The organism is Micromonospora xinjiangensis (genome assembly GCF_056150165.1).
Window position 1 is genome coordinate 846609 of the sequence record NZ_JAXCFO010000002.1, and the last position, 11269, is coordinate 857877.

Below are 11269 nucleotides of genomic sequence, written 5' to 3' on the forward strand. Positions count from 1 at the left end.
TGGCATTCGTACCCGGGGGACGTCCGCGTCGGCGCGTCCCACCGCGTGCGGTTGACCACCGGCCCCGCGGCCGGGAAGGTGGGCTGATGGCTGGGGCGGAGGAAACCCGCGACGGGGTGTCACTGACCAATCTCGACCAGGCGCTCTTCGAGGGCGCCGGGGCGAGCAAGCGCGACCTGGTCGACTATCTCGACGCCGTCCGGGACCGGATCCTGCCCCAGTTGCGGGAGCGGCCGCTGTCGGTGATCCGCGCGCTGCGGGGCCAGGCGCCGTTCATGCAGAAGAACCTGCCGAAGTACACGCCGGAGTGGGTCCGCCGGGTGCCGGTCTGGGCCGAGGCATCGCACCGCGAGGTGTCGTACGCCCTCTGCGACGACCGGCGGACGCTGCTCTGGTTCGCGAACCAGCGGGCCATCGAGTTCCATCCGACCCTGGCCCGAGCCGACGACCTCCACCGCCCCACCCACCTGGTGCTCGACCTGGACCCACCGGAGGGGGACTCGTTCCCCGCCGCGGTGGCCGCCGCGCTGCTGGTGCGGCAGGCGCTCGCCGACTCCGGCCTGGCCGGCGCGGTGAAGACCAGCGGCGCCAAGGGGGTGCACGTCTTCGTGCCGGTCGCCGCCGGCGCCGACGCGGAGGAGATGGCCGCCGCCACCCGGGCGCTCGCCGCCCGCGCCGAGCGGCTCGACCCGGCGCTGGCCACCACCGCGTTCATCCGGGAGGACCGCGGCGGGCGGGTCTTCGTCGACTCCACCCGGGCCGGCGGGGCGACGGTCGTGGCCGCGTACAGCCCGCGGTTGCGGCCCGGTCTGCCGGTCTCCTTCCCGGTCGACTGGGCCGACCTGGAGGCCGTGACGCCGGCCGACTTCACCGTGCGCACCGTCCCGGGCCTGGTCGCCGAACGGGATCCGTGGCTCGATTCGATGCCGGCGCCGCAGCCCCTCCCGGCCGACCTGGTCGAGGAGGGCCGCGCCATCCCGATCGCCCGGGTGCAGGCGATGCACGAGGGGAAGCGTCGGGCCCGCGCACGCCGCCAGGCCGGCTGACGACGCTCGCTCCCGTCCCGCCCGCGCGGGCCACCGGTGCCCCTGCTCGTGCCGCCCCGCTCCGCGTTCCCGCGCGTCCGTGTAACGCCCCGCCCGTGCCGGACCAATGAAGGGGTGCAGGGCCACGCAGGAGAGGACGGCCTATGACTGTCTCCAGCCCGGACGGGGACGACCTCGTCTCGATCAGCACAGATCCCGAAGCCTTCGAGGCCTTCTACCGCCGACACGTGGAGAGCGTCGGCAGGTTCGTCGCCCGCCGAGTCGACGACCCGCACACGGCAGCCGACCTCACCGCGGACGTGTTCCTGGCGGTGATCGACTCCGCCTCCGGGTACCGCCCGGACCGCGGCTCCGAGCGGGCCTGGCTCTTCGGCGTGGCGCGTCACGTCATCGCCTCCGAACAGCGCCGGGCCGTCCGGCACCGGCGGGCGAGCGCCCTCGTGGCCGGGCGGCGGCTCCTCGACGCGGACGACGTCGCGCGGATCGAGGAGCGCATCGCCGCCGAGACGGTGGCCCGCCGCACCTACCGGGCCCTCAGCGGCCTGCCGGAGCGGACGCGTGCGCTGCTGGAACTCGTCGCCGTGGACGGTCTGCCCATGGCCGACGCGGCCGCCGCGCTCGGGATGTCCCCGGTCGCGGCCCGGGTCCGCCTGCATCGAGCCCGCCGCGCCGTCCGCCTGGCGCTCGCTCGTCCCGATTCCGCACTCGTCTGACGGAGGAGAGGTCATGACGACAGGCAACAAGACGCCGTTGGGCACCTTCGAGGAGCGGCTCCTCAGCGAGCTGAAGCAACACGTCACCGACCGTGCCGTGGACGTGCCGGCGAGCCGGGGCGCCCTCCGCTCGGGCCCGGGCCGGTGGCGGAGTGCCCGGGCGTGGCGACTCGCCGGCGCGGGCGGGCTGATCGCCGTGGTGGCCGTCGGCGCCCTGGTGGTGCAGACGCTGGGCGGTCAACCGCGGACCGCCAGCGCGGCGGAGATCCTGACCGGGGCCGCGGAGGCGGCCCGGCAGCAGCCCGACCTGGTGGCTCGCCCGGACCAGTTCCTCTTCATCGAGCAACGGGTCACGCAGCGGGAACTCCCGGATTCCGGGCCGTACGTCGACGAGCGGATCCAGCGGTGGGTGCCGGTCGGCGACCAGCCGACCTGGCAGCAGCGCCGCCGGCTGGAGAGCCGGCCGGACGAATGGCGGGCCGACAAGGTGGCGGACCTGCCTCGACCCGCCGGCTACCTCGCGGATCTGCCCACCGACACGGAGCAGATGCTCCGTCACCTGCGGGAGATGCCGTTCCCGCTCCCGCTGCCCGCCGGCGCCGACCTGGAGGCCATCAGGAACGACCCGCACACGGCCTTCGCCAACGGGATGTGGCTGCTCGACGGCTACGTCCCGCCCCAGTCGCTCGGCGCGCTGTTCGGGGCGATGGCCCGGGTCCCCGGAGCCACCGTGGTGCCCGGCGAGGTGCGGGACGCCGCCGGACGCCGGGGCGTGGCCCTGCGGACGCCCGGCGTGGTGGGGGGACACCTCGACCTGCTCTTCGACCCGACGACCCACGTCTATCTCGGCACCCGGAACGTCCTCGTCCGCGACGGCAAGGAGTCGCTCTTCACGAGCGCCGCCGTGGTCCGGATGGCGATCGTCGACCGGTCGGGGCAGGTGCCCTGACCCGCCGACCCCGCGACGCACGATGAAGGCCCCTGACCGGGTTTCCTGGTCAGGGGCCTCTGGCTGCTGTTTCTCGATGGTGCCCCCGGCAGGATTCGAACCTGCGCTCCCGCCTCCGGAGGGCGGTGCTCTATCCCCTGAGCTACGGGGGCTCAGCGACTGGAGAAGACTAGCAAACGTCCTCCGGGAACGCCGAATCGGTATCCGTGCCGCGCGGCGTCCCGCCAGCCCCGCCCATCCCGCGCTGGCGCCCGGCCCGTTGTCGTGAGGGCGACGTGGCCCTCACGATCAACCGGTCGATCGGCCTGGCGGTCCCGGCCTGGCGGTCCCGGCCTGGCGGTCCCGGCCTGGCGGTCCCGGCCTGGCGGACACGGCTGGCCAGCGCGGCCCGGCCGGCGCGGGCACGGGTCAGGCGGCTACGGCCCGGCCGCAGCTCGGCAGCGGGTGCAGCACGATCCGGCGGGGCAGCCGGCGCGGCCACTCGTTGCGCGCCCACGAGCCGTCGACGATGAGGTGCACCGTGCGCTGCTCCTCGCCGCTGAGCCGCAGGACGAACTCCCGGGGCAGGGGCGGGTCGACGTTCGGGGTGGTGATCATGAACCGGACACGTCCGCGCGACGAGACGGCGGAGACGACGTCCGCCGCCGGCATGGTGCCGCGCAGCCGGACCCGACCGATCCAATACACCTCGGCGAGGTGCTCCTGAGCCGCCCGGGTGATCGCGGGGTACTCGCTGCGTACCCAGCGCTCGACCGCGCCCACGCAGAGGCCGCAGGCGCGCTCGCGGGGTTCCCGCGGACCCAACCCCCAGGCCCGCAGGTACGCCCCGACCGCGCCGGCGTCCATCGACAGGTCGAAGCGGCTCTGGATGAGCGCGGTGAGGCTCTGCCGCGTCCACAGCTCCTCATCCAGGCCGAACTGGTCCGGGTGGACGCCCCGCAGGGTGTCGATCAGTTCGAGTTCCTGTTCGCGGCTGAGCAACCCGGACTCGCCCTGCCGCTGTCCGCGACGGACGGCTGCCACCGCCCCGTCACCACCGATGGTGTGGCGCCGGCACCAGCTGGTGACGGAGCGCCGTGCGTCTCTGAGTGCAACCCCCACGTCCTGCGCAACGAGCCCGAATCGCATCTGGTCACGATATGTGTGGAGAAAACTCCCCAAGCCACACAATCGGACACACCACCCAAACCTCACCTCTGGCCCTCGCCCTCCCCACCGCCACCCAGAAACGATCAAGAGGTCTGCGCCAGCCGGCGGACCGGTGGTGACGCAAACCTCTTGATCAGCGGGAGCGCGCGCCGGGGTGGCGCGAGGAGCGGGTGGGAGGGGTCAGCCGCCCAGGCGTTTCTGGGCGTTCTGCAGGTTGGTGAGGTCGGTCTGCTGGGTGTTCTTCATGGTCTGCGCCATCCGGACCACGTCCGTCTCGTCGGTGGCGTCGAGCACCCCGTCGATCATGTGGATGCCACCCAGGTGATGGTTGATCATCAGCTTGAGGAAGAGCAGGTCGAACTCCCGGCCCTGCGCGTTGCGCAGCTGCTCCATCTCCTGGGGCGTGGCCATGCCCGGCATCAGCCCGTCCTTGACCGCCGCGGCCCCGTCGGGCATCCACGCCATCCGCGGCTGCGACCCCGTCGGGTCGAGACCCCACTCGCGGAGCCAGGTCTGCATGGCGCCGATCTCACCCTGCTGGTTGGTGGCGATGTCGCCGCCGATGCCGCGTACCTCCGGGTCCGTGGCCCGTTGAAACGCCATGAGGCCCATCTCCACCGCCTGGGCGTGGTGGGCGGTCATGTCCCGGGCGAAGCCGGCCTCGACCGAGTCGTCCCCGGGACGGGTGAGCCGGGGGGTCAACAGACCGCCGGCGTACCCGAGGAGCAGGGCGACCACGACGGCGATCGCCACCAGGCCGACGCGTCGGCCGGAGCCCCGGCCGCCGTCGGCGGCCGGGGTCTCGGGCGTGCTGTCCAGGGTGGCGGGAGCCGTCATCGGAGTCCTTACTGGGTCGGCATCTGCGGCTGGAGGTCGTCACGCGGCGTGGTGCCGGTGGCGGTGATGCCCTGGTTGCAGAGTGCGGTGGGGCCCTCGATCGAGGCGTTCACCCGCAGCGTCCGGATGAACTCGTCGATCCGGCTGTCGTCCGCGTTGTCGACCTTGAGCTGGTAGCCCCAGGCCTGCAGCGAGATGGGCTTGTCGAGCCCCTCGAACGGGCTCATGAGCATCTTCTCGTTGCCGCGCACCTTGTCGGCCAGCTTGCTCACCTGGTCGGCGGGCAGGTCGGGGCGGTAGGTGATCCAGACGGCCCCGTGCTCCAGGCTGTGCACCGCGTGCTCGTTGGCGATCGGGGCGTCGTAGACGTCGCCCATGCAGTTCTGCCAGGCCTGGTTGTGCGGCCCGGCGACCGGCGGGGTGACCGTGTACTGGATCGAGCCGGGCTTGTGGTTGCTGCCCTTGACCAGCTCCGGGTCCTTCTCGCGGTAGTTCACGATGCCGCTGATCGCGTCGGCCCGGTCCTCCCACGGCTTCGAGCCCTGGAAGGCGGCCCAGGCGCCGTAGCCGATGATCGCCACGGCGAGCACGCCGACGGCGACGAAGAGGGCGATGGGCCCCATCGAACGGCCCTGGCTGACCTTGACCGGGGCCACCGGCTTGCGGGGGCCCTTACCACCGCCACGAGCGGCGGTCGGCTTGCCGGATCCGGCCTTGGCGCCGGACGCCGGCCGACCTGCGGCCGGCTTCTTGCCGGTGCTGACCACGGTCGGACGGCGCTGCTCGCCGCCCGGGGTGCTGATGCTCATCGTGCCTCGTCAGGTCGGTCGGTCGGGGGAGCCGGCGGGTCGGGTGCAGACAACGGGTCGCCGCCGCGGGCACCGAGTCTACCCCCGATAACATGGATCGGTGACTCCCGCAGAACTCGCCGAGGTCGTCCTCGCCGCAGCCCACGCCGTCTTCACCCGACGGGGTCTCGACCCCTCCGCGCTGCCCGGGCAGACCACGGTCGAGCGACCCCGCAACCCGGAGCACGGCGACTACGCCTCGACGCTGGCGCTGCAGCTGAGCAAGAAGGTCGGCCTGCCGCCGCGGGAGCTGGCCGGCGCGCTCGCCGAGGAGCTGGGCCGGGCCGCCGGGGTCAAGTCCGTCGAGATCGCCGGGCCGGGCTTCCTCAACATCCGCCTCGACGCGGCCGCCGCGGGGCAGCTCGCCCGGGTGATCGTCGAGGCCGGCGCGGAGTACGGCCGCAGCGAGCGGCTCGCCGGGCAGCGGATCAACCTCGAGTTCGTCTCCGCCAACCCGACCGGCCCGGTGCACATCGGCGGGGTTCGCTGGGCGGCGGTCGGTGACGCCCTGAGCCGGCTGCTCCGGGCCACCGGCGCCGACGTCGGCACCGAGTACTACTTCAACGACGCGGGCTCCCAGATCGACCGGTTCGCCCGGTCCCTGCTCGCCGCCGCGAAGGGTCAGCCGGTGCCGGAGGACGGCTACGGCGGGGCGTACATCGCGGAGATCGCCGCGGAGGTCCAGGCCCGGCGCCCGGACGTGCTCTCGCTCGACGACGCCGCGGCCCAGGAGGTCTTCCGGGTCGAGGGCGTGGCGCTGATGTTCGACGAGATCCGCTCCTCGCTGCGTGACTTCGGCGTCGAGTTCGACACCTACTTCAACGAGAAGGACCTGCACGACCGGGGCGAGCTCGACCTGGCCCTGGCCCGCCTGCGGGAGCAGGGGCACGTCTTCGAGGCCGAGGGCGCGACCTGGCTGCGCACCACCGAGTTCGGCGACGACAAGGACCGGGTGCTGCGCAAGTCCAACGGCGAGTGGACCTACTTCGCCGCCGACTGCGCCTACTACCTCGACAAGCGCGAGCGCGGCTTCGAGCGCGTCGTGATCATGCTGGGCGCCGACCACCACGGCTACATCGGCCGGATGAAGGCGATGGCCGCGTGCTTCGGCGACGACCCGGAGCGCAACCTGGAGATCCTCATCGGCCAGCTGGTCAACCTGGTGCGCGACGGTGCCCCGGTGCGGATGAGCAAGCGGGCCGGCACGGTGGTGACCCTGGAGGACCTGGTCGACGCCATCGGGGTGGACGCGGCCCGCTACGCGCTGGCCCGCTACTCCAGCGACTCGCCCATCGACATCGACGTGGAGCTGTGGACCCGCGCGACCCGCGACAACCCGGTCTACTACGTCCAGTACGTCGCGGCGCGCACGGCGGGCGTCGCCCGCAACGCCGCCGAGGTCGGCCTCACCCGGGGCGACGCCGACGCGTTCCGCCCGGAGCTGCTCGGCCACGAGAAGGAGAACGAGCTGCTCAAGGCGCTGGCCGAGTTCCCCTCCGTGGTGGCCACCGCCGCCGAGCTGCGCGAGCCGCACCGGGTCGCCCGCTACCTGGAGGAGAGCGTCTCCCAGGCGTACCACCGGTTCTACGACAACTGCCGGATCCTGCCGCAGGGCGACGAGGAGATCAGCGACCTGCACCGGGCCCGGCTCTGGCTCAACGACGCCACCCGCACCGTGATCGCCAACGGCCTGCACCTGCTCGGCGTCTCCGCTCCCGAAAGGATGTAACCCGATGCGGGCTCACGAGGCCGGTGCGCTGCACGGCGAGATCGGCAGCCGCGGGCCGGCCTGGCTGCGTACGCCGGTGGACGTCAACGCGCTGGTGCCGGCGCTCTGGCCGCGCAACGTCGAGCGCGCCGCCGACGGCGCGCTCAGCGTCGCCGGCCTCAGCGTGCGCGACCTCGCGGCCGAGTTCGGCACCCCGGTGTACGTGCTCGACGAGGACGACCTGCGCTCACGCTGCCGTGACTTCCGGGCCGCCTTCACCGGCATGGACGTCTACTACGCCGGCAAAGCGTTCCTCTGCCGAGCGGTGGTCCGCATGATCGACGAGGAGGGGATGCACCTCGACGTGTGCAGCGGCGGCGAGCTGGCCACCGCGCTCGCTGCCGGAATGCCCCCCGAGCGCATCGGCTTCCACGGCAACAACAAGTCGGTCGCCGAGCTGACCCGCGCGCTGGACGCCGGGGTGGGCCGGATCATCGTCGACTCGTTCCTGGAGATCGACCGGCTGACGGCGCTCGCCCGGGAGCGGGGCGTACGCCCGCGCGTGCTGGTCCGGGTCACCGTCGGCGTCGAGGCGCACACCCACGAGTTCATCGCCACCGCGCACGAGGACCAGAAGTTCGGGTTCTCCCTGGCCGGCGGAGCGGCCGCGGCGGCCGCCTTCAAGATCCTCGACGAGGACGTGCTGGAGCTGCGCGGGCTGCACTCGCACATCGGGTCGCAGATCTTCGACACGAGCGGTTTCGAGGTGGCCGCCCGTCGGGTGCTCGCCCTCCAGGCCCAGGTCCGCGACGCGCGCGGGGTGGAGCTGCCGGAGCTGGACCTCGGCGGCGGCTTCGGCATCGCGTACACCACCCAGGACGACCCGGCCGCGCCGCACGACCTGGCCAAGCGCCTGCGCAAGATCGTCGACGCCGAGTGCGAGGCCGAGCGCCTCGCGGTGCCGCGCCTGTCCATCGAGCCCGGCCGGGCGATCGTCGGCCCGGCCGTGTTCACCCTCTACGAGGTGGGCACGGTCAAGGACGTCGACGGCATCCGCACGTACGTCAGCGTCGACGGCGGGATGAGCGACAACATCCGCACGGCGCTCTACGACGCCTCGTACTCCGCCACCGTGGCCTCCCGGGCGTCGGCCGCCGAGCCGATGCTCGCCCGCGTGGTGGGAAAGCACTGTGAGTCCGGGGACATCGTGGTGAAGGATGAATTCCTGCCCGCCGACGTGCAGCCCGGAGATCTTGTCGCGGTGCCCGGCACCGGCGCCTACTGCCGGAGCATGGCCAGCAACTACAACCACGTGCCGCGCCCCCCGGTGGTCGCGGTGCGCGCCGGCCAGGCGCGTCTGATCGTCCGGCGGGAGACCGAAGAGGACCTGCTCGCATTGGATGTTGGATGACGTCACCTGTGCGCCTGGCGCTGCTCGGCTGCGGCACCGTCGGCGGGGAGGTGGTCCGGCTGCTGCACGAGCAGTCGGCCGACCTCGCCGCCCGGATCGGCGCCCCGCTGGAGATCGCCGGCATCGCCGTACGCCGGCTCAACCGGGACCGCGGCGACCTGCCGGTCGACCCGACGCTCTTCACCACGGACGCCCTCGGCCTGATCAAGCGGGACGACGTGGACGTGGTGGTGGAGGTCGTCGGCGGCATCGAGCCGGCGCGCGGCTGGCTGGTGGAGGCGCTGCGCGCCGGCAAGAGCGTGGTGACCGCCAACAAGGCGCTGCTCGCCGAGGACGGCGGGGCGCTGCACGACGCCGCCGCCGAGGGCGGCGCCGACCTCTACTACGAGGCCGCGGTGGCCGGGGCGATCCCGCTGCTGCGCCCGCTGCGCGAGTCGCTGCACGGCGACCGGATCAACCGGGTGACCGGCATCGTCAACGGCACCACCAACTTCATCCTCTCCGCGATGGACGCCACGGGCGCCGGCTTCGCCGAGGCGCTGGAGGAGGCGACCGAGCTGGGGTACGCCGAGGCCGACCCGACCGCCGACGTGGAGGGCTTCGACGCGGCGGCGAAGGCCGCGATCCTCGCCTCGCTGGCGTTCCACACCCGGGTGCGCGCGGCAGACGTGCACCGGGAGGGCATCACCGAGGTGACCGCCGCCGACGTGGCCAGCGCCAAGGCGATGGGGTGCACCATCAAGCTGCTCTGCATCGCCGCGCGGGGCGCGGACGCCGCGGGCCGGGAGACCGTCAACGTCCGGGTCCATCCGGCGATGATCCCGTTGACCCACCCGTTGGCCAGCGTCGGCGACGCGTTCAACGCGGTCTTCGTCGAGGCGGAGGCGGCCGGTCAGCTGATGTTCTACGGCCGTGGCGCGGGCGGCGCGCCGACCGCGAGCGCCGTGCTCGGCGACGTGGTGGCGGTGGCCCGCAACCGGCTCGCCGGGGTGCGCGCGGCCAGCGAGAGCGCGTACGCGGACCTCCCCGTACGGCCCATGGGCGAGGCGCTCACCCGCTATCACGTGAGCCTCGACGTGAGCGACCGTCCCGGTGTGCTGGCGGCGGTGGCCGGCGTCTTCGCCCGCCACGACGTCTCGATCGCCACCGTGCGGCAGGGCTCGGCGGACGGGGCCGCCGGAGCGCCGGGCCGCGGCGCCGACGCCGAGCTGGTCATCGTCACCCACGTCGCGCCGGACGCCGCGCTCGCCGCCACCGTCGCCGAGCTGCGCGGCCTGGAGATCGTGCGGTCGGTCACGAGCGTGCTCCGGGTCGAGGGCGGGCTCTGAGTCGTTGGGTCCGGTGAGCGCTGCTCCGGGTCCGGCGTGACCGGGGGGCCGCGACGGTCCGGAGCGGGCCCCGAGTGCCGGGGGCGTGGCTCGGTCGCCCGGCGGGTGTCCCGCCAGATGGGTAACGGGGGGTTGGTTTCGGGCCGGTCGGGCAGGCTGGTCCACGCTTGACGTGTCCCCAGCTCACGGGGCGGAAGAGGCGAGGAGAAGCGAGATGTGGCGCGGTCTGATCGAGGCGTACCGGGACCGGCTCCCCGTCACCGGCGCCACGCCCGTGGTCACGCTGCACGAGGGGAACACGCCGCTGCTGCCGGCGCCGGTGCTCTCGGCTCGCCTCGGCTGCGACGTCCACCTCAAGGTGGAGGGGGCCAACCCGACCGGCTCGTTCAAGGACCGCGGGATGACCGTCGCGGTCTCGAAGGCCGTCGAGGCCGGCAACAAGGCGATCATCTGCGCCTCCACCGGCAACACCAGCGCCTCCGCCGCCGCGTACGCGGCCCGCGCGGGTCTGACCTGCGCCGTCCTCGTGCCCCAGGGCAAGATCGCGCTGGGCAAGCTGGCCCAGGCGCTGGTGCACGGTGCGAAGCTGCTCCAGGTCAACGGCAACTTCGACGACTGCCTGGCGCTGGCCGCCAAGCTCGCCCAGGACTACCCGGTGGCGCTGGTCAACTCGGTCAACATCGACCGGTTGCACGGCCAGAAGACCGCCGCGTTCGAGATCGTCGAGGCGCTCGGCGACGCGCCGGACATCCACTGCCTGCCGGTCGGCAACGCCGGCAACATCTCCGCCTACTGGATGGGCTACTCGGAGGAGCTGTCCGACGGTCACGCGACCCGGGCGCCGAAGATGTTCGGCTTCCAGGCCTCCGGCGCGGCGCCGTTGGTCACCGGTGAGGTGGTGCGCGAGCCGTCCACCATCGCCACCGCCATCCGGATCGGCAACCCGGCGAGCTGGACGCGGGCGATCGACGCCCGGGACGCGTCCGGTGGCCTGATCGCGGCGGTGACCGACCGGGAGATCCTCTCGGCGTACCGGTTGCTCGCCCGGGAGGTCGGGATCTTCGTCGAACTGGGCAGCGCGGCCAGCGTGGCGGGGCTGTTGCAGCAGGCCGCGGCGGGGCGCGTCCCGGCCGGTTCCACCGTCGTCTGCACGGTGACGGGGCACGGGCTCAAGGACCCGGAGTGGGCCATCTCCACCGCGCCGGCCCCGATCACCATCGCCAACGACCCCCTGGCCGCCGCCCGCTCCCTCGACCTGGCCTGACCCCGCCCCTGCACCC

Annotated in this window: 10 protein-coding genes and 1 tRNA gene; 7 read left to right on the forward strand and 4 right to left on the reverse strand. The window is 73.2% G+C overall.

Annotated elements, in window-relative coordinates; genetic code table 11:
* The first annotated feature begins 86 nt into the window (after positions 1-86).
* The 3 genes from ligD (at position 87) to SM573_RS10820 (ending at position 2708) form a co-directional block, all read left to right on the forward strand.
* The gene (ligD, locus tag SM573_RS10810; protein WP_474615988.1) at positions 87-1046 is read left to right on the forward strand and encodes a non-homologous end-joining DNA ligase; all 960 of its coding nucleotides are present in this window, start codon (positions 87-89) and stop codon (positions 1044-1046) included.
* Positions 1047-1189: 143 nt separating this feature from the next.
* Positions 1190-1759, forward strand: coding sequence for an RNA polymerase sigma factor (locus SM573_RS10815; protein WP_474615989.1), 570 nt, complete (start codon positions 1190-1192; stop codon positions 1757-1759).
* Between the two features lie 13 nt (positions 1760-1772).
* Positions 1773-2708: a CU044_5270 family protein gene (locus tag SM573_RS10820; protein ID WP_474613776.1), complete on the forward strand. Its 936-nt coding sequence runs from the start codon at positions 1773-1775 to the stop codon at positions 2706-2708.
* A gap of 77 nt (positions 2709-2785) precedes the next feature.
* Here SM573_RS10820 and SM573_RS10825 read toward each other — a convergent pair.
* The 4 genes from SM573_RS10825 to SM573_RS10840 form a co-directional block, all read right to left on the reverse strand.
* Positions 2786-2860: transfer RNA gene (locus SM573_RS10825), tRNA-Arg, on the reverse strand.
* 256 nt (positions 2861-3116) lie between these two features.
* A complete protein-coding gene (locus tag SM573_RS10830) occupies positions 3117-3809 on the reverse strand; it encodes a winged helix-turn-helix domain-containing protein (protein ID WP_474613830.1) in 693 nt (230 codons plus the stop codon).
* Positions 3810-4037: 228 nt separating this feature from the next.
* Entirely contained in the window at positions 4038-4694 is a 657-nt protein-coding gene (locus tag SM573_RS10835) for a DUF305 domain-containing protein (protein ID WP_474613777.1), read from the reverse strand.
* A gap of 8 nt (positions 4695-4702) precedes the next feature.
* Positions 4703-5503 (reverse strand): DUF3105 domain-containing protein, encoded by an 801-nt coding sequence (locus SM573_RS10840; protein WP_474613778.1) that lies wholly within the window; start codon positions 5501-5503, stop codon positions 4703-4705.
* Positions 5504-5603: 100 nt separating this feature from the next.
* On the opposite strand from SM573_RS10840, the gene argS reads away from it, so the two are divergent.
* From argS to thrC, 4 genes are all read left to right on the forward strand, one after another.
* A complete protein-coding gene (gene argS / locus SM573_RS10845; RefSeq protein ID WP_474613779.1) occupies positions 5604-7271 on the forward strand; it encodes an arginine--tRNA ligase in 1668 nt (555 codons plus the stop codon).
* A gap of 4 nt (positions 7272-7275) precedes the next feature.
* Entirely contained in the window at positions 7276-8661 is a 1386-nt protein-coding gene (gene lysA, locus SM573_RS10850; RefSeq protein ID WP_474613780.1) for a diaminopimelate decarboxylase, read from the forward strand.
* Between the two features lie 8 nt (positions 8662-8669).
* A complete protein-coding gene (locus tag SM573_RS10855) occupies positions 8670-9989 on the forward strand; it encodes a homoserine dehydrogenase (RefSeq protein ID WP_474613831.1) in 1320 nt (439 codons plus the stop codon).
* Positions 9990-10203: 214 nt separating this feature from the next.
* A complete protein-coding gene (gene thrC, locus SM573_RS10860) occupies positions 10204-11253 on the forward strand; it encodes a threonine synthase (RefSeq protein WP_474613781.1) in 1050 nt (349 codons plus the stop codon).
* Positions 11254-11269 lie beyond the last annotated feature (16 nt).

Coding starts and splice junctions, on each gene's coding strand:
- lysA (WP_474613780.1), top strand. CDS start 7,276: ATGCGGGCTCACGAGGCCGGTGCGCTGCACGGCGAGATCGGCAGCCGC.
- ligD (WP_474615988.1), top strand. CDS start 87: ATGGCTGGGGCGGAGGAAACCCGCGACGGGGTGTCACTGACCAATCTC.
- SM573_RS10820 (WP_474613776.1), top strand. CDS start 1,773: ATGACGACAGGCAACAAGACGCCGTTGGGCACCTTCGAGGAGCGGCTC.
- SM573_RS10840 (WP_474613778.1), bottom strand. CDS start 5,503: ATGAGCATCAGCACCCCGGGCGGCGAGCAGCGCCGTCCGACCGTGGTC.
- SM573_RS10835 (WP_474613777.1), bottom strand. CDS start 4,694: ATGACGGCTCCCGCCACCCTGGACAGCACGCCCGAGACCCCGGCCGCC.
- thrC (WP_474613781.1), top strand. CDS start 10,204: ATGTGGCGCGGTCTGATCGAGGCGTACCGGGACCGGCTCCCCGTCACC.
- SM573_RS10815 (WP_474615989.1), top strand. CDS start 1,190: ATGACTGTCTCCAGCCCGGACGGGGACGACCTCGTCTCGATCAGCACA.